General features: G+C 44.4%; 21 protein-coding genes. 7 read left to right on the top strand and 14 right to left on the bottom strand.

Going from position 1 to position 21,840, the window contains the following annotated elements; translation table 11 throughout:
* Positions 1 to 259 precede the first annotated feature (259 nt).
* From E2R65_RS16605 to rsmG, 3 genes are read left to right on the top strand one after another with little or no spacing between them, the layout of a single operon-like run.
* A complete protein-coding gene (locus tag E2R65_RS16605) occupies positions 260 to 1,378 on the top strand; it encodes a glycosyltransferase (protein WP_134337612.1) in 1,119 nt (372 codons plus the stop codon).
* A complete protein-coding gene (locus E2R65_RS16600) occupies positions 1,369 to 1,974 on the top strand; it encodes an RNA polymerase sigma factor (protein ID WP_134337611.1) in 606 nt (201 codons plus the stop codon). Before E2R65_RS16605 ends, E2R65_RS16600 begins: the two co-directional genes overlap by 10 nt.
* Positions 1,964 to 2,590 carry a 16S rRNA (guanine(527)-N(7))-methyltransferase RsmG gene (gene rsmG / locus E2R65_RS16595; protein ID WP_134337610.1) on the top strand — a complete coding sequence of 209 codons (627 nt, stop codon included), beginning with the start codon at positions 1,964 to 1,966 and terminating at the stop codon, positions 2,588 to 2,590. The genes E2R65_RS16600 and rsmG overlap by 11 nt, the downstream gene beginning before the upstream one ends.
* Positions 2,591 to 2,618: 28 nt before the next feature.
* On the opposite strand, the gene E2R65_RS16590 is transcribed toward rsmG, so the two are convergent.
* Positions 2,619 to 4,469, bottom strand: coding sequence for a M56 family metallopeptidase (locus tag E2R65_RS16590; RefSeq protein WP_134337609.1), 1,851 nt, complete (start codon positions 4,467 to 4,469; stop codon positions 2,619 to 2,621).
* Positions 4,466 to 4,843, bottom strand: a complete 378-nt coding sequence (locus E2R65_RS16585) for a BlaI/MecI/CopY family transcriptional regulator (RefSeq protein ID WP_134337608.1) — start codon at positions 4,841 to 4,843, stop codon at positions 4,466 to 4,468. Before E2R65_RS16585 ends, E2R65_RS16590 begins: the two co-directional genes overlap by 4 nt.
* Positions 4,844 to 5,549: 706 nt before the next feature.
* Between E2R65_RS16585 and dprA the strand changes: the two genes are divergently transcribed.
* Entirely contained in the window at positions 5,550 to 6,650 is a 1,101-nt protein-coding gene (gene dprA / locus E2R65_RS16580; protein WP_134337607.1) for a DNA-processing protein DprA, read from the top strand.
* 56 nt (positions 6,651 to 6,706) lie between these two features.
* Here the strand turns inward: dprA and E2R65_RS16575 are convergent, their stop codons facing one another.
* The 7 genes from E2R65_RS16575 to sppA form a co-directional block, all read right to left on the bottom strand.
* Positions 6,707 to 7,186, bottom strand: a complete 480-nt coding sequence (locus tag E2R65_RS16575; protein WP_134337606.1) for a SixA phosphatase family protein — start codon at positions 7,184 to 7,186, stop codon at positions 6,707 to 6,709.
* 8 nt (positions 7,187 to 7,194) lie between these two features.
* Complete coding sequence (locus E2R65_RS16570) at positions 7,195 to 8,163, bottom strand: glycosyltransferase family 9 protein (RefSeq protein ID WP_134337605.1); 969 nt, start codon at positions 8,161 to 8,163, stop codon at positions 7,195 to 7,197.
* A gap of 132 nt (positions 8,164 to 8,295) precedes the next feature.
* Positions 8,296 to 8,808, bottom strand: coding sequence for a D-glycero-beta-D-manno-heptose 1-phosphate adenylyltransferase (gene rfaE2 / locus E2R65_RS16565; protein ID WP_134337604.1), 513 nt, complete (start codon positions 8,806 to 8,808; stop codon positions 8,296 to 8,298).
* Between the two features lie 202 nt (positions 8,809 to 9,010).
* Complete coding sequence (gene gmhA, locus E2R65_RS16560; protein WP_134337603.1) at positions 9,011 to 9,565, bottom strand: D-sedoheptulose 7-phosphate isomerase; 555 nt, start codon at positions 9,563 to 9,565, stop codon at positions 9,011 to 9,013.
* Positions 9,566 to 9,657: 92 nt separating this feature from the next.
* A complete protein-coding gene (rfaE1, locus tag E2R65_RS16555) occupies positions 9,658 to 10,641 on the bottom strand; it encodes a D-glycero-beta-D-manno-heptose-7-phosphate kinase (RefSeq protein ID WP_134337602.1) in 984 nt (327 codons plus the stop codon).
* A gap of 101 nt (positions 10,642 to 10,742) precedes the next feature.
* Positions 10,743 to 12,422 (bottom strand): DNA polymerase/3'-5' exonuclease PolX, encoded by a 1,680-nt coding sequence (locus E2R65_RS16550; protein ID WP_134337601.1) that lies wholly within the window; start codon positions 12,420 to 12,422, stop codon positions 10,743 to 10,745.
* A 130-nt stretch (positions 12,423 to 12,552) separates the two neighbouring features.
* Positions 12,553 to 14,328, bottom strand: coding sequence for a signal peptide peptidase SppA (gene sppA / locus E2R65_RS16545; protein WP_134337600.1), 1,776 nt, complete (start codon positions 14,326 to 14,328; stop codon positions 12,553 to 12,555).
* Between the two features lie 83 nt (positions 14,329 to 14,411).
* Here sppA and folK point away from each other — a divergent pair, with 83 nt between their 5' ends.
* Positions 14,412 to 14,891: a 2-amino-4-hydroxy-6-hydroxymethyldihydropteridine diphosphokinase gene (gene folK / locus E2R65_RS16540; RefSeq protein WP_134337599.1), complete on the top strand. Its 480-nt coding sequence runs from the start codon at positions 14,412 to 14,414 to the stop codon at positions 14,889 to 14,891.
* Positions 14,892 to 14,913: 22 nt separating this feature from the next.
* Complete coding sequence (locus E2R65_RS16535; RefSeq protein ID WP_134337598.1) at positions 14,914 to 15,291, top strand: Hpt domain-containing protein; 378 nt, start codon at positions 14,914 to 14,916, stop codon at positions 15,289 to 15,291.
* A 131-nt stretch (positions 15,292 to 15,422) separates the two neighbouring features.
* Here E2R65_RS16535 and purS read toward each other — a convergent pair whose 3' ends face one another.
* The 3 genes from purS to rho all read right to left on the bottom strand — a co-directional run bounded on the left by purS (position 15,423) and on the right by rho (position 18,172).
* Positions 15,423 to 15,680 carry a phosphoribosylformylglycinamidine synthase subunit PurS gene (gene purS / locus E2R65_RS16530; protein ID WP_134337597.1) on the bottom strand — a complete coding sequence of 86 codons (258 nt, stop codon included), beginning with the start codon at positions 15,678 to 15,680 and terminating at the stop codon, positions 15,423 to 15,425.
* Positions 15,681 to 15,713: 33 nt separating this feature from the next.
* A complete protein-coding gene (pssA, locus tag E2R65_RS16525; protein ID WP_134337596.1) occupies positions 15,714 to 16,454 on the bottom strand; it encodes a CDP-diacylglycerol--serine O-phosphatidyltransferase in 741 nt (246 codons plus the stop codon).
* Positions 16,455 to 16,543: 89 nt separating this feature from the next.
* Positions 16,544 to 18,172, bottom strand: a complete 1,629-nt coding sequence (rho, locus tag E2R65_RS16520; protein WP_134337595.1) for a transcription termination factor Rho — start codon at positions 18,170 to 18,172, stop codon at positions 16,544 to 16,546.
* A 257-nt stretch (positions 18,173 to 18,429) separates the two neighbouring features.
* Between rho and pyrF the strand changes: the two genes are divergently transcribed.
* Positions 18,430 to 19,260: an orotidine-5'-phosphate decarboxylase gene (pyrF, locus tag E2R65_RS16515; protein ID WP_183500410.1), complete on the top strand. Its 831-nt coding sequence runs from the start codon at positions 18,430 to 18,432 to the stop codon at positions 19,258 to 19,260.
* Positions 19,261 to 19,364: 104 nt separating this feature from the next.
* On the opposite strand, the gene E2R65_RS16510 is transcribed toward pyrF, so the two are convergent.
* Both E2R65_RS16510 and E2R65_RS16505 read right to left on the bottom strand, forming a co-directional pair.
* Positions 19,365 to 19,898, bottom strand: a complete 534-nt coding sequence (locus E2R65_RS16510) for a pyridoxamine 5'-phosphate oxidase family protein (RefSeq protein WP_134337593.1) — start codon at positions 19,896 to 19,898, stop codon at positions 19,365 to 19,367.
* A gap of 338 nt (positions 19,899 to 20,236) precedes the next feature.
* On the bottom strand, positions 20,237 to 21,604 hold the full coding sequence (locus E2R65_RS16505) for an exonuclease domain-containing protein (protein WP_134337592.1): 1,368 nt from the start codon (positions 21,602 to 21,604) through the stop codon (positions 20,237 to 20,239).
* Positions 21,605 to 21,840 lie beyond the last annotated feature (236 nt).

Below are 21,840 nucleotides of genomic sequence, written 5' to 3'. Positions count from 1 at the left end.
CATGCAAGATTTAGACGCGAAGTATCGCGTCTCTACATTAATTATGTTGTTCGTAGAGGCGGGATACTTCCCGTCTTTTGCATGCAAGATTTAGACGCGAAGTATCGCATCTCTACGGTTATTTTGCGTGTATGGGCGTGTCACTTCGCGAAAACTGATCTAAAGCAGGCGATATTATAAAATATGTTAACATTTCAACCTTTAAACGTTACAACATTACAACCTTTTTTATCAAATTTGCACCTTATTATCAAGGGGTTTGGAAGCTTATATTCAAGATGCGTTATTTGTTCTGTTTCAGCTATGTTTTATTGTTCAGCTGTATTACCTGCTAAGTAATCATACTAAGCTTACCCGCTATATACCGCAGGATGAATTGCCGGCCCCGATTGTACCCGTTTCTGTTATCATCAGCGCCCGTAACGAGGCTCGTAATTTAACCCAAAACCTACCTTATATTTTACAGCAAAACTACCCGGATTATGAGGTGGTGGTGATCAATGATTGCTCTACAGATGATTCGGACATGATCCTGCTGGGGATCCAGCAAGAGTTTCCGCACCTTAAAATTGTTACCATAAATGAGCATGCCCGTTATAAAACAGGTAAAAAGTTTGCGCTTACCCTGGGTATAAAGGCCGCTAAATACGAGCATCTTTTGTTTACCGATGCCGATTGCAAACCCGCCACGCTAAACTGGGTAACCCGTATGGCAGCAGGTTTTACCGGCCATACGCAGATAGTTTTGGGCTACTCGCCTTACACGCGCACGGGCAATTTTCTGAACCCTTTTATCCGGTTCGAAACCTTGAAAACTGCCGTTAACTATCTGTCGGCCGCCTTAACCGGCAACGCTTACATGGGCATTGGCCGCAACCTGGCCTATACTAAAACCCTGTTTTTTGGCGCAAAAGGCTTTGCCGCGCATATGCACGTATTATCTGGCGACGACGATTTGTTTGTGAACCAAAACGCAACAGCAGATAATACCACGATACAGATACACCCCGATACCTTTACTTATACCGATGCTAAAACAACCCTGGGCAGCTGGTTCAGGCAAAAAAAACGCCACATGGGCGTGGGTAAATTGTATAAAAACAGCCACCGGCGCATGCTGAGTTTTGATGCGGTTAGCGGCTTTTTATTTTATGTTTTATTTATATTGTGCCTGGTATTTAAATTTGAGCCTTTGTGGGCCATTGGGGTGGTGGTATTTAGGTGGGCGCTACAATTAATTATTTACCGCAAGGTGTTTAAACGGCTGGATTGCGGCGACCTGGTGTGGCCGTTGCCATTTTTTGATATGATATATTATATATACTTAAACGTATTTGGATTGATAGGTACCTTTATTAAAACCACCAGATGGAAGTAAATAAGAATTTTACCGAGAACGCAAAAAACGATTTTCATTTGGTTGTAAAGGCAAGGCAGGGTAACCAAAAAGCCTATGCCGACCTGATGCACCGCTATAAAGATTCGATTTACTTTATGGTGCTGAAAATGGTGAACAACAAGGAGGATGCTAACGACCTTACGGTTGAAACTTTTGCCAAAGCGTTTGAAAAACTGGATAAATACCAGCCCGAGTATGCTTTTAGCACCTGGCTTTTTAGGGTAGCTACTAACAACTGTATAGATTTTATCCGCAAGAAAAAGCTGAATACCCAATCTATCCACGGGATGATGGATGAGGATGGGGAAGAGAAGCCGCTGCAGATCAAATCTGACGTGCTGAACCCCGAGGAAACATCCATCAAAAAACAACAAACAGAAGAACTTAAACTACTGATAGAAAGCCTGCCTATACGTTACCGTAACCTGATAACCCTGCGCTATTTCGACGAATTATCTTATGAAGAGATTGCCCAGCAGCTTGATTTGCCCCTGGGCACTGTAAAAGCGCAGTTATTTAGGGCAAGGTTCCTGTTAGGCAATATCATAAACCGACATAATAAGGATGACATCTGATATCCTGCTTAAATATTTCCCGGAAATAACGCCGGCACAGCAAGCACAATTTGGCCGCCTGCAGGAGCTTTATACGCTATGGAACAGCCAGATCAACGTCATATCCCGTAAGGATATCGATCTGCTGTATGAGCGCCACGTGCTGCATTCGCTGGGGATAGCCAAAGTAATGGCCTTTTTACCTGGCGAAAATGTGCTGGATGTAGGCACAGGCGGCGGTTTCCCGGGCATACCGCTGGCTATGTTATTCCCCGATACCAACTTCCACCTGGTAGATTCGATAGGTAAAAAAATAAAGGTGGTAAACGAAGTGGCAGCCGCTTTGGGCCTTAACAACGTAAAGGCCACCCATGCACGGGCCGAAGAAATTAAGCAGCAGTTTGATTTTGTGGTATCGCGCGCGGTTACGCAGCTGAAGGATTTTTACCCCTGGGTAAAGGGCAAATTCAGCAAAAAAAGCAACAATATATTACCTAACGGGATACTTTACCTTAAGGGGGGCGACCTTACACAAGAAATTGCCGACGCGGGTTTAGCCGTGCAGCAATATCATCTCAAAAATTACTTTGAGGAGGAGTTTTTTGAAACCAAACAGGTTATCTATGTAAAAGGCTGATTTGCCGGATAAGATAACCAGCCCAGATCTAACAGTTACTTCCTTTTTTTAGCTGATAATTTTTATCAAACGGAAATATGATACGTTTTACAGATAGCGAGCCGTCAAGCAACCGGCTCATGGCTGTTGGTTTAACAGGGGCATCAGATTGGGCTGTTTTGGCTGGTTTGTTACGCGCTTTTGGATCAACGGCCGGTACAGGTTCTATGTCAATTTCAGGCACTTTAGCTGTAGATTTTGGCGGTGCAGGCGGAGGAGGAGGTACTTTACCTGGCTTTGCTGGTTTACCCGGCCTGGCCATTGGCGGCGGTGGAGGCGGCATCAACTTTTTGCGTTGGGCATCTGTTAAGCCTAAAACGTGTACCTCACCTACATAATTAGTTGCTTTGGTAACAGCTGGTTGTGGGAAATTAACACCATCAACCCCGGGTATAATAAAGCTTACGCCTAATTTATAATCGCCGGCTTTGTCTTTAATTTTACCCCGGTAAGCATTGGCCGCGGCTAATATGGCATCATCAAAACTTGTTCGGGATTGGCCTGATAGCTTCACGTTGCTAACATTTCCGCTGCCATCTACATGGAAGCTGATAATAAGGCCACCTTGTTTTTTACCCTCCAGGGCATCTTTAGGATACACAGTTTTTGTTCTGATAAAACGCCCAAAATCAAGAAATTGATCTTTTAATATGGTTGGTGGGGGCGGCGGGGGGAATTTGGTGGTATCCTGTTTAGCATCTGCTTTAATAACCATGGGTACCTGCATTTTAGTTTTGCTATCTACCTCTATTACCTCCACCGCTATTTTGCGTACTTTTTTGATATAGGCGATATCTGCATCCGTTATAGTGGTTGCCAAATAGGTTTTTTTAATGCCGTTTTCGGTGAACGACAGGTTATCCGAATAAGCGGTTATATCCCTGTCCTTTATCTTAAAATACTTGATAAGGGTGGGTTTAACAGTCGGTTTTTCGGGGCGTGGCAGCAGGTCTATCACCCCATAATCTTTACTAAACACCAGGGTTGATGCGCAGAGCATGCCCGCGCAAAGGGGCAGCGCTGCCAGGTACTTTAGCCTTGCTAACTTACCTGATCGGTTTTTGTTTAACATAATGATCCGTTTTTTTAATAAGTTATAATTGAAAAATGAATGCGTAATTGTTGTGCCCTGTATGCCATAAGCGTTGTTCAGTAAAAAAGAGGAGTAGCTGAGGGCATCCTGTTCGCGGGCCGCTGTTTGGTCGTCGGCTATATATTCGTGTATGGTTTTAAGGCTGCGCTGCAACAGGTAAACGAATGGATTAAACCAGTTGATCACTTTAACAAGTTCTAAAAAGATGATATCTGCCGAGTGTTTTTGGCGAATGTGCACCATTTCGTGCGCTATAATGGTTTCGGCTTGTGGGATGTTTTTGCCAATAAACAGGTAGTTAAAAAAAGAAAAGGCGGTGTGCTCATCCTCCAGATTAATCAGCTTATACTGACCCTGGTATAAGGCGTGCTTGTTGCGTGTAAGCAGATACAGTTTGCGCAAACGGAAGGCAAACACCAGCAATGCGATAACAGCACCCGTTATATATAGATAAATAAGTACATCATTAAAGGTAAACCGGGTTACAGGCTCGGCAGTTTGCAGCTGCGGAACGCTGGCCTGCATGGTTTTTACTTGTACGGGCAGTTCTACAATCTCCATTTCGGGCAGTACGGGTTTTAAAATACTTACCTGGGTAAGCGGCAAAATAAAGGCTGCAATACAGCTAAATATCAAATAAAACCTGCCCAGCGTGTAGTGGGTATCGTTATTCAGAAACAGGCAATAGCACAAATAAAATACGCCCAGGTAAATATTTGCCTCGATAAGGTAATGCAACCAGTTCATTTTTTTTGAGATTTAAGTTTGTTGATCAGTTCAGTTAGCTCGTCCAGTTCTTTCAGTCCCAGGTTCTGTTCATCAGCAATAAAGGATACCAGGCTTTTGTAGGAGTTATCAAAATAATTGGTCATCAGCTTATCAAACGTAAATTTCTTATAGTCGTCCTCACTGATAAGCGCAAAGTACAAATGCGAGTTGCCGTAGGCTTTGTGGTCAATAAATCCCTTACCTTCCAGCACCCTTACCACGGTTGATACGGTGTTGTAAGCGGGCTTTGGTTCCGGTATTTTCTCCAGGATATCTTTTACAATAGCCTCTTTTAATTGCCACAGTATCTGCATGATCTGTTCTTCGGCCTTGGTAAGTTCTTTTAGTTTCATAGCAAACTATTTTTATAGTTAGACTAAGGTAAAACTATTTTTATAGTTTGCAAACTATTTCTGTAGTTTTTGAGAATTATTTATTTATTATTAGTTTAAAGCCTGTTGAAGAAAATAGCAAGGCGGCCAATGGTTCGACAGGCTTACCATGACATGCTCCACAAAATGTCAGTCTGAGCTTGTCGAAGAATAGCAACGCGGCTAATGGTTCGATAGCTCACCATGACATACTCTACAAAATGTCAGTCTGAGCTTGTCGAAGAATAGCAAAGCGGCCAATGGTTCGACAGGCTTACCAGGACATGCTCCACAAAATGTCAGTCTGAGCTCGTCGAAGAATAGCAAAGCGGCTAATGGTTCGACAGGCTCACCATGACATGCTCCTTAATGTCAGTCTGAGCCTGTTGAAGAAAATAGCAAAGCGGCTAATGGTTCGACAGGCTCACCATGACATGCTCCTTAATGTCAGTCTGAGCCTGTTGAAGAAAATAGCAAAGCGGCTAATGGTTCGACAGGCTCACCATGACAGGCTGAAACGCCATAACAATCCAATCATGTCAGTCTGAGCTTGTCGAAGACTTAGCAAAGCGGCCAATGGTTCGACAGGCTCACCATGACAACGGCCATTATTACGAAGAGTAAATATATTTCACCTATAAATGCTAATTATTTTAGGATTATTTATACTTTAGGGCATCTTAATATTATGTCGTTACATCACCAGGTTGCCTTAACATTCCTAAAAAATATTGGCCCGGTGCTGGCCAAATCAATGATAAGCCGGTTTGGCAGCGCCGAAGAAGTATTTAAAAAATCGAAGGATGCCTTAACGCAGGCAAGGGGCATTGGTACCAAAAAGCTGCAGATGACCGACTTTGCCGAGGCCCTTAAACGTGCGGAGCAGGAGCTGAAGTTCATCGAAACCAACAAGGTTGATGTATTATTTTATACGGATGCACGGTATCCGCGTAAGCTAAAAAATTGCCACGATTCGCCTTTGCTGCTCTATGCCAAATGTAACACCGGTTTGAATACACAGCGCATCATCAGTATTGTAGGCACACGCAACGCTACAGACTACGGCCGTAATTTATGCAAGCAACTGATAGAAGAATTACAAGAATACCACGTAACAATTGTTAGCGGGCTGGCTTTAGGTATAGATACCGCCGCACATCGCGAAAGTTTACGGTTAAACGTACCAACTGTTGGTGTGCTTGGCCATGGTTACGATAAAATGTATCCCAGCCAAAACCGTAGCCTGGCCGAAAAGATGCAGGAAAACGGTGGACTGCTTACCGAATATCCATCCGGCACCATACCCAACCGCGAGAATTTCCCGCAGCGAAACCGCATTGTGGCCGGTATGGCCGATGCCACGGTAGTGGTAGAGGCGGGTTTAAAAGGCGGTGCATTAATAACTGCCGAAATTGCCAATACCTATAACCGCGATGTATTTGCTTTCCCCGGAAGGCTGGGAGACGAGTATTCGGAAGGGTGTAACTTCCTGATAAGGAATAATAAAGCCGCCCTGCTTACCTGCGTGGCCGACCTGGCCTACAGCCTGGGATGGGAAAAGAATACCAGCGCAAAAGGTGCACCCGAGCAGTTATTGCTGCCGATAGACCTATCGGCAGAGGAGCGTTTTGTTTACGAGATCATTCAGCAGCACAAAGCGCCACTGGCTATTGATGAATTATCTATCAAAGCCAAGATGCCCATGAGCCTGCTGGCCATGACTTTACTGGATATGGAGTTACAGGGTTTTATCCGGTCTTTACCCGGTAAAACTTACCTGGTAAATTAACAGCCCCCCGAAGGATAGGGCTTCAGCATATAAAAAGTTTCCCCTAAAGGGGGAGATTAGAGGGGGCTTGGGGTATCGTAAAAGGTAAGCTTGCCGGTTTGTTCAAATATCTCCGCCCAGGTATCCAGTTCAAATTCAATTAAGGCCACAGCGCAGGGCGGTACATCTTTAATGGCGCCGCTAAGGTAATAAAGCACCTGGCTGATGCCGGGGTTGTGGCCTACCAAGGCAATAAAATCTTTGTCTTGCGGCAGGTTGTCAATCACTTTCAACAAGGTACTCTCACTGGCATCATAAATAGCCTTATCGGTAACGGCCTGTTGTAAACCCAATACCTGGCTAAAAACATTTGCTGTAGAAAGCGTCCGCAAGGCAGGGCTTGCTACTAAAAGCTGTGGTTTTAAGTTATTTGCCAGTATGCGGGTAGCTATTGTTTCCGCTTGTTTAAGGCCTTTATGGGTTAGGGGGCGTTCAAAATCTGTAAAGCCGGTTTCGTGGGTTGCTTTGGCATGGCGTATCAGCAGTAGTTTTTTCATGGCAGCAGTTATTGTTTATTGATAAACGCAGTAATAGGCTCTTCCGGCATATCATACATACATTTAAAATGGCCCAGCGGGCATTTTTCCAATCCGAATTTTGAGCAGGGGCGGCAGCTCAGATCAATACCCGAAACCAAAACATCCTTTACCATGTAAGGCTGCACGCCCAAAAGCTCGGGCACGGTACCACCCCAAACAGATACAATAGGCTTATTAAATGCTTCGGCAATATGGGTTAGGCCGGTATCGAAACCTATAATACTTTTTGCCTGCGATACCAGGTAAACAGACTCATCTAATGTGGTAACGCCGCAGGCGTTGTAAATACCGGTGCCGGCAGCCGCGGCTATTTCTTCGCCGTTTGCTTGTACATCTTTACCGCCTAACAGTACAATTGGCATGTTAATTTGCCTGCAAATACTAATGATCTTTACATTCGGCATGCGTTTGGTAAAGTGCGTGGCGCCAATTACAAAAGCTACATAACCGTTTTGATGCGATGCCGGCAGCAGTGCAGATAGCCGGTAATTGTTTTTAATATAATAATCTATCGGTTTGCCATCGTTAACCACACCTAAAAAGGCAACGGCTTTTAAATAGCGGTCTACTAAATGCGTGGGTGGCACCAACTTAAGCCTAAACTTTATACTAAGCCATTTAAGCACCGTTTGCTTTTTATAGGCAGATGATTTGATGCCGGTACGCAATTTTAGGATAGCCGTGCGGAGGTTATTATGCAGATCGATAATGTGATCGTACTCCTCGGCTTTGATATCTGCAATGGTTTCAGCTAACGTAGGTTTTAACAGCAACAGCTTATCAACGTATGGGTTGTTATCGTAAATGTATTTAAAGGCGGGCTTGGTTAAAAAGTGTATTTCGGCATCCGGCAGTTGCTTTTTTAGGCAGCGTACAACGGGCGTGGTATAAATAATATCACCCATCGAACTAAAGCGGATAACCAATATCTTCATTCAATTAGTGAATTAGTGATTTAATGAATTCCTTGAACAAAGCCTTTTAATTAATGGTTTATTTAATTGGTAATTAATTTAATAGTTCTTTTTTCTGCTATTCACTACTCACCGTTCACTAATCTCCACTTTCTAACCCTTAACCTCATTCTGCACCTTTATCCTGTTGATGATAGAGGTGGAGGAGTAGCCGTTAACCAGGGTAATTGTTTTTACTTCGCCGCCGTTTGCCAATACTTCTGCAGCGCCGGCAATCTGGTCGACCGTGTAATCGGCACCTTTTACTAATACATCAGGCAGTAAACTGGTTATTAATTCCCGCGGGGTATCTTCCTCAAATAGTATTACAGCATCCACAAAAAACAAGGCGGCTAATAACGCTGCGCGATTATTTTGATCATTTATAGGGCGGCTTTCGCCTTTTAACCGCTTAACCGATGCATCTGCATTTAAACCGATAATCAGCTTATCGCCCAATTCTGCAGCTTTAACCATATAGGTGATATGCCCAAGATGAAGCAGATCAAAAACGCCATTAGTAAAAACCACTTTTTTACCCTGATTTTGCCATTCGGCCATGTGAGCTTTAAGCTGGGGCAGGGTAGTTATTTTATTTAGTAGTGTTTTTTCAAGATCGTAACGCATGGGTATAAAATTAGGAAAAAAATAATTATTAAATCCTTTTTCCTAAAGGTGTGTATTGATTTGCGAAACGGCGGATCCGGTTTCATAGCCGCTTTGCTAACCCCTCCCTGCACCCTCCCGGTGGGAGGGAATCGCACGAGCCTCTGCTTTTTTCAACTTCCTTGCTTGGGAGGGGATTGCAAGAGTACCCCAATTATATAAATCAATAAGCATCATCCACAGCCTTGCACAAGATATGGCCAATTAGGATGTGCATTTCCTGGATGCGGGCGGTAACATCAGATGGTACGATGATATTCAGATCGCAGATGCCGTTCATTTTACCACCATCGCGGCCGGATAGGCCCAGCGTTTTACAGCCAATTTTGGCAGCTGCCTCAAAGGCATTCAGGATGCCCTGGCTATTGCCGCTGGTAGAAATACCGATAAACAGATCGCCGGGTTGTGCCAGTGCTTCTACCTGGCGAGAGAATACATGGTTGTACCCATAATCGTTAGCAATGGCTGTAAGTGCCGAGGTATCAACAGTTAAGGCAATGCCCGGCAGGGCTATCCGTTCTTTTACAAACCGGCCGCTCAGTTCGGCAGCGATGTGCTGGGCATCGGCCGCACTGCCTCCGTTACCGGCAATCAGTACTTTTTTACCATTCTTTAACACGCTTACCATTGTATTACAGGCGGTTTCGATATCGCCCGGCAGGTTTTGGATAACCTGCTGTATCACTTTTTGATGCGCGTATAGTTCTTCAATAACCATATCTTTTTAATTAGTGAGTTAACGAATTAGTGATGGATTTTATAGTGCTTGTTTATTATTCACTACTCACCACTCACTACTCTCTACCTTCTTTAATCTCTGGCGCCCATATCTTCCAGAATTTCTTCAACAGTGGTAACGGCGCTGCCCGTTTGCCTGATTACGATGGCTGCGGCGTGGTTGGCCAGTTCGCAGGCTTCTTCCACATCTAAGCCTTGTGCCATAAAATAAACCATGGTGGCAATTACGGTATCGCCTGCGCCGGTTACATCAAATACCGATGTGGCTTTTACCGGCAACAGCTTATAAGCCAGCTGGCTGATGATAGCCATGCCTTGTTCAGACAGGGTCACTACAATATATTCAGCATCTGTTTGTTTTAAAATTATGCGGGCTGCTTCCAGCAGTTCGGCCGTGTTGGTGATCTTTTCTGTTTTGGCGGCTTCTGCCAGCTCCTTGCGGTTAGGCTTTATAATGTAGGCGCCTTTGTATTTGCCATAGTTAAGCCCTTTGGGGTCTATCACTACTTTTTTGCCTTGCCGGTTAGCCTGGCTGATCAGCTCCTGCGTAAGATCTTCAGAGAAAAGGCCCTTGTTGTAATCGGACAAAATAACCAGATCTGCCTCTGCTATTTTGTTTTTTATCTGCGCTAAAAAATCTGCCTGCATATCCATCCCAAGCGGGTGGGTAACTTCCCTGTCTACCCGTACCAGTTGGTGGCTGCCTGCCATTACACGGGTTTTTACCGTGGTGGGGCGGGTGGTATCTTTAAAAATACCATCGGTGTTGATCCCTTCCTGTAAAAGTATATCCGTTAGGCGTACGGCATCTATATCATCCCCGGTAATACCGGCCAACGAGATCCGGGCACCTAACGACAGCAGATTTTGGGCTACGTTTGCAGCGCCGCCGGGTGTGGTAAATTCCTTTTTAACATTTACAATAGGTACCGGCGCCTCGGGCGAAAGCCTGGTGGCGTCGCCTATAATGTATTGGTCTATCATCAGATCGCCTATTACCAATAGGTTTGGCACAGGGCCCGATTGCTGTAGCTTGCGTACTTTATCTGTTAACATATTTATTTATTGGGGCATTGGCCATTGAGCCATTAACTCTCTGGTCCGGTCATGCTGAAAATTCTTAGTCCTGAAATTTCAGGTTCATACAATTCCCGGTATTACTTACCGCTTTTTTTCTTCTCAAAAACTTTTGTTATCTCTGCCAGGGGCAGTGCATTTAAGCACATTTCTTTTGTTAAACCACCTTTGCGGGCAATGTTTGTACCATAATGCATATCACTAAAACCGCTGTTACGGTGCGCATCGGGGTTAATAGAGAGCATTACGCCTTTATCCAGCGCATACTGGTGCCAGCGCCAGTCAAGGTCAAGCCTTACGGGGTTGGCATTTATTTCAATCACCACGTTATTGGCGGCGCAGGCATCAATCACCTTTTTATGATCAATTTCATACCCCTTTCGGCTAAGTAACAGCCTGCCGGTGGGATGGCCTAAAATTGTTGTAAACGGGTTTTCAATAGCCTTTATTAAACGGGCGGTAGCCTTATCTTCCTGCATTTTAAGGTTGGCATGGATAGATGCAACAATAAAATCAAACTTCTTCAGGATCTCGTCCGGGTAATCCAGCGAACCGTCATTCAAGATGTCTGATTCTATCCCTTTAAAGATATGGAAGCCGGTTATCTTTTTATTCAGATGATCTATTTCTTCCTGCTGCTGCAAAACCCGCTCGATGCTGAGGCCTTTGGCATAAAAGGCGCTTTTACTATGGTCGCTAATGCCTAAATATTCCAGTTTTAGTTCATCGCGGCAGTATAGGGCAATTTCTTCGAGTGTGTTTACGCCATCGCTCCAGGTGCTGTGGTTGTGCAGGCTGCCTTTCAGGTCGTAATAACTGATGAGCGTAGGCAGCTTATTTTCTGCTGCTTTTTGAATAAAGTTCTTGTCTTCGCGCAACTCGGGCTGCATCCAGGCCAGGCCGGCTTTCTGGTAAATGATCTCTTCGGTTTCGGGTTGTTCTAAGGGGATATTAATGCGGGATAACACCTCTTCCACATGTTCGGTTGTGCCGGTATTTACAAACAACTCGTAATAATAATCGGCTTTATCTACGCATATCATATCAACCAGCAGGCCGTTCTTTAATTCGGCATTAATATGCGTGCCGTTCAACACAACGTTTTGCAGGGTATCCAGTTCCGCTAAAGCTTTAAAGGCAACATCCTGGTTTAAGCTGCCGATAACAATAACCAGTTCGCTAATGATCTCGTTCAGCCTCCTAAATTCGCCTGCAACATGCTTTAAGGCATCCGGGAAGATTCCTTTGATCTCTTCCATCAGGTCTTTAACTTCCTGCTCTACCTGCGAGTACAGGAATTTGCCGTTACCGGCCATCCGGAATTCGATCAGCCTTTTAATCTCTTCCTGGGTTTTTAAACCGAAGCCTTTGGCTTCTATCAGGCGGTTCTCGTTGCAGGCGTAATAAAGCTCGCCGATGTTCTCGATGCCCAGTTCTTTCCAGATGATGGCTACCTTTTTTGGGCCTAAGCCTTTGATGCCCATCATTTCTACAATGCCTTCCGGGGTTTGGTCCAGCATCTCCCGCAGTTCTATCATGGTGCCGTTCTCCAGCAGTTCCACTATTTTGGCGGCGATGCTTTTACCAATACCATCTATTTTTTCCAGTTCGGCCAGCGGTTTACCGGCAATAGGGAAGGGCAGCTTATCTACCTTAAGGGCAGCATTGGCAATAGATTTGATTTTGAACGGGTTAACTCCGTGCAATTCCATCAATTGCGATAGTAAACGAAGCGTACGCGCTATGGGTTTGTTCTCCATAATTTAGTTAAGGCGTAAAAATACAAAAGAGGCGGTTGAGTTCATAGATAATAGATAATAGTTAATGGTTCATAGTTTCAATAGCACATTATGTACCATTAACTATGAACCATTAACTATAAGCTTTGTGTTATTTGATCACCACCTCATAAGGCATGCGCATTTGCGGGGTGCGCATCATTTGGGTTACGCCTTTTATCTGTTGGTAGTAGCGGTAGTTTTCGCCAAGCTCGGCTTTTACAAAACGGGCTTTTATCTGGGCGCTTAAGCCCTCGCCAAATTTGTTTAAAAAGCTTTTTTGCTCGGGGTAGGCTACTATTTTGTAATCTTTTACACCGGCTTTTTTAGCTGCAGATTGTATGGCATCGTTAATATTGCCCAGGCGGTCAACCAGGCCAATTTTTAGCGCCTGGGTGCCTGTCCATACGCGGCCCTGGCCAATGCTGTTAATATATTGCTGGGTTTTACCGCGGCCGTTGGCCACAGCTTTGGTAAAATCATCGTAGCCACGATTTACGCTGTTTTGCAAAATGGCCCTTTCTTCGGGGGATAAGGGGCGGCTTGCATCGCCCAGATCGGCATACTTGCCTGTTTTTACACCATCAAAAGTAATACCCAGCTTATCATTAAATAGTTTTTGCATGTTGGGCAGTATGGCAAAAATACCTATCGAGCCGGTAATGGTATTGGGTTCGGCTATGATAGAATCTGCAGCACAGGCAATGTAATAACCGCCGGATGCGGCCACATCACCCATAGAAACAATAATGGGTTTTACTTTTTTGGTGAGCATTACCTCGCGCCAGATCACATCTGATGCCAGCGAACTGCCGCCCGGTGAGTTTACACGCAGTACAATGCCCTTAACTTTAGTATCCAGCCTTAATTTGCGGATAGCCTTTGAAATGTTTTCAGACCCGATACTGTTATCGTCGCCTTCGCCGCCGCTGATCTCGCCCGAGGCATAAACAATGGCAATGCGGTTATTAGAAGTCACCTCGTCCGGGTTCGACGGGGCGGGGGCTGCACTTTTGCGATACTCATCCAGGTCAACACTGGCAATGTCTTTACTATCGGCAATACCTGTACGCTGCTTAAGGTCAGACAAAATCTCGTCCTTATATTTTAGCCCGTCTACCAGTTTGTATTTAAGGGCGTCTTCCGGCTGTTGTATGCGGCCGGTGTTGGCATAGTTAAATAACGAATCTTTGCTGATGCCCCTACTTTTACTGATGCCGGTAAGGAAATAATCATACATCGACCCTAAGTAGGAGTTAACTTGCAGGCGGTTGGCATCGCTCATTTTAGTAAGGATGTAGGGCTCAACAGCGCTTTTGTAAGTGCCTACTTTAATTACCTGTGCTTCTATGCCCAGTTTATCAAGGGCGCCTTTCAAAAAGGTAATATTTGAACTAAAACCCCTGAATTCAAAAATACCTTTGGGGTTGATGTAAACTTTATCTGCAACAGATGCCAGGTAGTAAAAGCCCTGTGTATAAATTTCGGAATAAGCCACCACGAATTTTTTAGACCTTTTAAAATCGATCAGCGCATTGCGGATCTCTTCGGTAGTGGCCTGGCCGCTCATCATATAGCTTTCATCCAAAAATATGCCTTTAATGTTGCCGTCGGTTTTGGCTTTTTTAATGCTGGCCAGTATATCGTTCAGCCCAAGCGATTTTTCGCCGTCTAACCCTAAAAAGCCCAGGTTGGCAAGCGGGTTATTTGGGGTACGCTCGGTTATGGGGTAATCAAATTTAATATGCAGTACCGAGTTTGGAGAAACATCCACAGCTTTGTCGCTACTGGCTGCCGCAATAATAAATGCAATAAATATAAGGGGGATGACGCTTGCTATAATAATACCAACTACGGTAGCCAATACAAATTTGAAGAATTGTTTCATTAACTGTTATAAATCATTTATATATGCAAACTTAGTAATTCGGTGCACTATTAAGAGCCTTATACCTAATATTTGTTACAACAATGATTGATGTTTTTTTATTACTTGGCAGTAACCTGGGCAACCGGCAATTGTTATTACAGCAGGCTATTGCGCATATTGGGGGCCGGGTTGCCCCGGTGATAAAAGTATCGCCGGTTTATGAAACGCAATCATGGGGTAAAACCAACCTGCCCGACTATTTAAACCAGGTTATTATGCTGCAAACCACACTTACCGCAAAGCAGGTACTGGATAGGGTATTGGCAATTGAAACAGAGCTGGGCCGCAAGCGCGAAGAAAAATGGGGATCGCGGACGATAGATATCGATATTTTATTTTATGGCGATGCTGTTATTAACCAGCCCGACCTGGTTGTGCCGCACCCGCAATTGCACCACCGCAGATTTACTTTAGAGCCTTTGGGAATGATAGCGCCGGATTTGATACATCCTGTGTTAAATAAAACGATATTAGATTTGAAAAACAACCTTAACGACAACTTGATCGTAAAAAAGTTATAATTTTGATTTTAAACCCAGCATAATGCCTGATAATTTACCTACCCCCGACCTTGACCTGGCCTTTTTATACGAAATTGCCGACGGCAGCGATGAATTTATTGTAGACTCGATAGGGATGTTCCTGGAGCAAACCCCGCAATTACTTGATGCCATTAATACTGCCATCACCGGGCAGGATTGGGCTACCGCAGCCTCGGCATCGCATAAATTAAAACCTAACCTTGGTTTTTTTGGGATGCCCCAAAGCCAGGCTACCATACAGGAAGTAGAACTTGCCTGCAAAGCCGGCGGCGATAATCCCGACGAAATTATAGCCAAATTTAACCAGGTTAAAGAAACTGTAAACACCAACCTGGTAGAGCTGGAAAAAATTAAAAAAGAGAAAGAAGCGAGCCTTTAAAAGAGGTAAAATAATACAGGCAAAAGCTTAAAGGTTTTGCCCGGCAACTGTAAAAGCAAAAGGCAACCGATTGGGTTGCCTTTTGCTTTTATATATTTTTAAATGAGTAAAGCTTTTAACTCTCAGCCTAACTAAGCTACTTCTTCCAGCTTAAAGGTATAGCTTTCCATAATCAGGTTGGCTAACAGGTTTTTGCAGGCTTCGTCAACTTTGGCGTTGGCAGTTTCGGTGCTGTCGGCTTCAATTTCAAGTGAAATGTGTTTGCCTATGCGCACATTTTGTATTTCTGATAAGCCCAGGTTTTTCATGCTGCCGGTAACGGCTTTACCTTGCGGGTCAAGGATCTCTTTTTTGGGCATTACATCAATTTCGGCCAGGAATTTTTTCATCTAATGTTGTTGTTAAGTGATGACAGGGTAGGGTTAGCTGTTTTTATGCGAGCTGCCTATTACGGTATCATCTGCAAATTTAAGTTGAATTAACGATAGGGTGATGTACATTACGATAACCACCGGTACCGCCGCAAATTTAAAAAATAGAATGAGTATTGACGAAAACAACAGTAATAAATAGCGGTAGAAATTTTTATTAAAATCGCGGTTCTTGAATTTTAACGACATCAAAGGTATCTCGGCCACCAGCAGGGTACACATCACAATAATAAATACCGATAAACCGTAAGGGTTTAAGATATAGCGCGCAATGCTGTTGTATTGCAGTAATATAAGCGGGATAGAAGCGATGAGGATAGCGTTTGCCGGGGTAGGCAGGCCTATAAAGCTTTCGGCCTGGCGGGTATCCGTGTTGAATTTAGCCAGCCTTAGGGCAGAAAATACCGGGATCAAAAAAGCTATAAAATTAAGGTATTCGCTTACATGCGGTATTTGCGGGGCCTGCAGCAAAAGCTCATACATAATGGCCGATGGCAGTACGCCAAAGCTTACCATATCTGCCAGCGAATCCAGATCCTTACCTATGCCCGAAAAGGATTGTAAAACGCGGGAGGCAAAACCATCAAAAAAATCAAATATCGCTGCCAAAAATATGGCATAGGCCGCAAACTTAAGGTTATCCTGAAAAGTAAAAACAATACCAATGCAGCCGCTAAATAAATTTGCACACGTTATAGCATTTGGAAGATGTTTTTTTACCCGTCGCCTCATAATGTCATGAAGGTATCATAAATTTTACAATAACCAAAGGGAGTTATAATAAGCTTACGTTATTTATAACTCCCGCCGGTGTAAAGATATTATGAATTCATAGAGATCAAAAATTCTTCGTTTGTACGGGTGCCTTTAATTTGCGCCTGTAAAAACTCCATCGATTCTTGTGAGTTCATGTCTGCCAGGTGGTTACGCAGTATCCAGATGCGTTGCAGGGTGTCGCGGTCAAGCAGCAGATCGTCTCGGCGGGTACTTGATGCCGTGATATCGATAGCCGGGAAAATACGTTTGTTGGATAGTTTACGATCCAGCTGTAACTCCATGTTACCGGTACCTTTAAACTCTTCAAATATCACCTCGTCCATTTTTGAACCGGTTTCTGTTAAGGCAGTAGCAATAATGGTTAATGAGCCGCCATCCTCGATGTTACGGGCAGCACCAAAAAAGCGTTTGGGTTTATGCAGCGCGTTGGCATCCACACCACCCGATAAGATTTTGCCGGATGCTGGCGCTACCGTATTGTAGGCGCGTGCCAAACGGGTGATAGAATCCAGCAGGATAACTACATCGTGGCCGCACTCAACCATGCGTTTTGCTTTTTCAAGCACAATGTTGGCAATTTTTACGTGGCGGTCTGCAGGTTCATCAAAGGTTGATGATACTACCTCGGCGCGTACGCTGCGGGCCATATCGGTCACCTCTTCGGGGCGTTCGTCTATCAGTAAAATGATGAGGTAAACTTCCGGGTGGTTTTTGGCTATTGCGTTGGCAACATCCTTTAGCAACATGGTTTTACCCGTTTTTGGCTGGGCTACAATTAAACCGCGCTGGCCCTTGCCAATAGGCGAAAACAGGTCCATGATACGGGTAGAGTAGTTACCGGCATCTGTAAACAAGTTTAATTTCTCTGACGGGAAAAGCGGCGTTAAGTGGTCAAAGGGCACACGGTCGCGCACTTCTGCAGGTATGCGGCCGTTAATGGCCTCTACGCGTACCAGCGGGAAATATTTTTCGCCCTCTTTTGGCGGGCGGATGCTGCCGCGAACGGTATCGCCGGTTTTTAAGCCAAACAGTTTTATTTGCGATTGTGATACGTAAATATCATCCGGAGAGGTTAAATAGTTATAATCTGACGAACGCAGGAAACCATAACCATCCGGCATGATCTCTAAAACGCCCTCATTCACAATAACGTTGTCAAAATCAAGGTTAATAGCCGGCTCCTGCGATTTTTGCTGCTGTTGCGGTGAACGGCGCTCAAATTTTTGCGGGCGGCTTTCGGTAACCGGCTGGTCTGGCTGGCCTGCCTGTTCCGTTTTTTCCTCCGTTTGCTCAGTTGCTTCGGTGGCTGGCGCTGTTGCAATGGCAGTAGAATTACCGTTATCTCCAGCCTGATCTTCTTCTTCTTCCTGGTTAAACAGGTTAGTATCATCCAAAGGCACTTCTACGCGGGGCTGCTCTTTGGTTTTTATGGTACGGGTACGTTTGCGTGTTTTTTCGGTATTTTCGGCAGCGGGTTCGGCCGTTTTTTCAGCATAGTTATTTTCAACAACACTTTGCTGGTTCCTGGCGGCTTCTATTAGCTGCTGTTGTTGTACTATTGCAGTAATAAGCGCAGCTTTTCTCAGCTCGTCGGCCTCTGCAATACCCAAACTTTTAGCAATTTCGCGCAACTCAGAAACGAGTTTGTCGTTCAATTCGATTGTATCAGACATGATATGAATTATAGTTCAAAAGGATTTTTTATTTGAAAGATTGTTTTGAAACCCTGATTATGCAATTAAATAAGCCCAGGTAATGTATTAGCTAATAAAGTACGTGGAGATTAAATTGTTTCTTTAGTGCAAGAAATAATGCAGGAAAACAATGCAATTTTAATGAAATTATATTAAAATGCAAATTTATTAAAAAAATAAAGGGTTGCTTTTAATTTTTTAGTTTTGCCTGTCATCATAAATTCATAATCTACATGATATCACGCCGGCAGCTCATCGAACAGATCAAACAGAAAAAATCCTTTTTATGCGTTGGCCTGGATACCGATATTGATAAGATCCCAGAGTTTTTAAAACACTACCCCGACCCGGTTTTTGAGTTTAATAAACGCATTATAGATGCCACGCATGACCTTTGTATAGCCTACAAGCCCAACGCCGCCTTTTACGAAAGCCGCGGTTTAAAAGGCCTGCAAAGCCTTATCAGCACAGCGCAATACACCCCAAAGCACATCCTGAATATTATTGATGCCAAACGCGGCGACATCGGTAATACATCTGATAACTACGCCAAGGCCTTTTTTAACGAAGCAACATCGGGCATGAGCTTTGATGCCATTACGGTTACGCCTTATATGGGGAACGACAGCGTTACGCCTTACTTAAAGTACGAGGGCAGGTGGGTGATCATACTGGCGCTAACGTCTTCGGTAGGCAGTAAAGATTTTCAGTACCTGGAAACCGGGAACGGCTTTTTATATGAGGAAGTGATACAAAAGGCCAATACCTGGGCCGGTGCCGACAGGCTGATGTTTGTAGTTGGCGCTACCAAAAGCACCGAATTTACCAACATCCGTAAATACGCGCCCGATAACTTTTTGCTGGTACCGGGCGTTGGTGCGCAGGGTGGTAGCCTGGAGGATGTTTGTAAATATGGTATGACCAAGGATTGCGGCCTGATCGTCAATTCATCCCGCGGAATCATCTACGCAAGTAACGGCGAAGACTTTGCCGATGCGGCCCGTGCAGAAGCTTTAAAATTACAGCAACAAATGCAGGCAGAGTTGGAGAAGTCGGGAGTTATATAAAGAGATTGGAAATGAATTAGTTAGAGATGAGGTAGCTCCTAATTGTTAAGACTTGTGATTAGAGATCAGGACAAACCTGATCTCTAATCACAAGTCTCTAATTTCTAAATTTCCAGTTTCCCTTCTATAGAATCATCCAAGGTTTTGCCGATGGCTGCGCCTACCAGTTGTTTAACAAAGGCAACGGCGTTGCCATGTTTATTATCCCAGTAGTAGCCTTGTGTAGGCGTGATCTTGATAACAGAAATGCGTGGGTCATCTTCGCCCTCGGTAAACCATGTTTTTAAGATGGGTTCCCATAGTTCTTTAATTTTTTCTTTATCCTCGCTAATTTCAGCAATGCCGTAAACGGTCAGGAAATCAGAATATTTAGAGCCCTGGAATAACAATTGCACCATTGGGTCCTGCGCTATTTCGGCATTTTTGTGGCTATCATTAGCACTCAAAAACCAAAGGTCGCCATTATCATCAATTTTTTGCGGCGACATGGGGCGGGTAGAAAACGGCAGCCCTGTTTTGATATTACTGCAAAAAAAGCAGCTGGTGCCTTCGGCCATTTCCTTTAATTTTTTCCAGGCTTTATCGCCTTCCAGGTTCTCAAAATTATCTTCGGGTTGATTTTTATTAATACTATCCATAACAGGTTTTATAATTAAATGATAATATATTAACCTGTCAGAAATTTATTTGTTTGGGAAGGTGGGAAATATATGTACCGAGATATTTGTCGTAGAGACGCGATACTTCGCGTCTTTAGATAATATTTTGCTCGCGCAAGTTTAGTGTAGCGTAACTTGTGTGGGTTATAAGGCAAGCTTTCAGCTTGCGTCAGCTGAAAGCTGACCTTGTTTTAGGCACAAGCTGAAAGCTTGCGCCAGCTAAGGTAAAGGCGGTCATTAGACGCGAAGTATCGCGTCTCTACATTATTTTTTTCCCGTAGAGACGCGATACTTCGCGTCTTTTTACGCCGGGTTAATTATGCCGAAAAGCTCACTTTCCGCTGCGGAAACCTGTCTGCATAGCCTGCTACAATGTTGCGGATATAGTCATTACCCGGGTAGGGCGTAAGATAGTTTTTTAGCGCCTGGATATTATCCACATCATAGTAATGCGAAATATAGCCCATACCGTAAAAACGGCCTTCTTCTATCAATATGCAGCTATGCTCATCGTCCGTGCGGCCTTCATCGCGTATGGCGAAGGTGGGCAGGGTTTTCTTTAACTCATTCAGCGCATCCTGGATGCGCTCGTTATAAACCTCCGGCAATTCGTTTCCTTCGCAGGCGCATCTGCCAACATGTGCGCCATTACAGGGCTGGTCATTTTTTTGGATAAAGCATAATTTAGGGCAAAGGCCAAAGGTATCTATCAGGTTTAATAAAAGGCTGCGCCCCTCAAACAGGGTGTTGCAGGCATATACCGATGGCATGTGCTTACGCAATTTATCCACCGCCAGGCGGATGTACCCGCGCTGATCCTCATACATATAAATGCCGTAGGTATTCTCAAAGCGCTTTAACGATCGGTTGTATTTTGGCCATAGCCGTTTGATCTCTACTGCTTCGGTCACCAGGGCTATTAACTCGTTACCGCAAACCTGGTGACTAACACGATAAATATTCTTCAAAAACTCCTGCCTTTGCAGGTTGGGGTTGTTGCCGGTAAAGTGGCTGCAAACGCGTTTTTTAATATTTTTGGCTTTCCCCACATATACCACCTTGCCCTTTTGATCGTGAAAGTAATAGATCCCCGGCGATGATGGCAAGGCCTCAATATCTGCTTTGGGCAAATTGGCGGGCAGTACCTGTTCCTTGCTGTTTTGCTTTAAGGCCTGTTTAATATGGTCGTGGGTATCGTTTTTTAGATACAGGCCAAATAGCTGGGCGGTAGCTTCGGCATCGCCCATGGCACGGTGGCGGCTGTTATTCTGGATGCCCAGGTGCGTACAAAGTTTACCCAGGCTGTATGATAGCAGCCCCGGCATTATTTTACGGCCTAAGCGTACCGTGCAAAGTTTGTTGGCATTCAATTCGTAACCGGCTGCATTCAAATGATAGCGCAGAAAAGAATAATCGAAATTTACGTTGTGGGCTACAAATATCTGGCCTTTTAACAGGTGATAGATCTCGTGCGCTACATCCTCAAACAGCGGGGCGGTTTGCACCATTTCGTTGGTGATACCTGTTAGGGCACGGATATAAACCGGGATATCCCGCTGCGGGTTCACCAGTGTTTCGAACCGGCGGGTAACCTTTTTACCATCGTGGATACAAATAGCAATCTCTGTAATGCCGTTTGCACTGGCATGCCCACCCGTCGTCTCGATATCCACAATTGCATACATGGTTTCAAATGTAAAAAATATTTGCTAATATATTTAGTTATTATTTGATAAAATAGAATGAATTAACGGGTAGCTAATTGTGTAATTACATTCTTGTGTAGGTGAGCTTTATAAGCGATGCATGGGGTTCAAACCCCTCCCTGCCACCGCACCTTCCAGCCGCACCCCCCCCCTGCGGAGGGAATGATGTATCCCAACAAAAAACCCACAGCTTTTAACTGTGGGTTTAATATTAG

The organism is Mucilaginibacter phyllosphaerae (genome assembly GCF_004378255.1).
GTDB lineage: Bacteria > Bacteroidota > Bacteroidia > Sphingobacteriales > Sphingobacteriaceae > Mucilaginibacter > Mucilaginibacter phyllosphaerae.
This window is presented reverse-complemented; position numbering and strand designations above follow the sequence as displayed.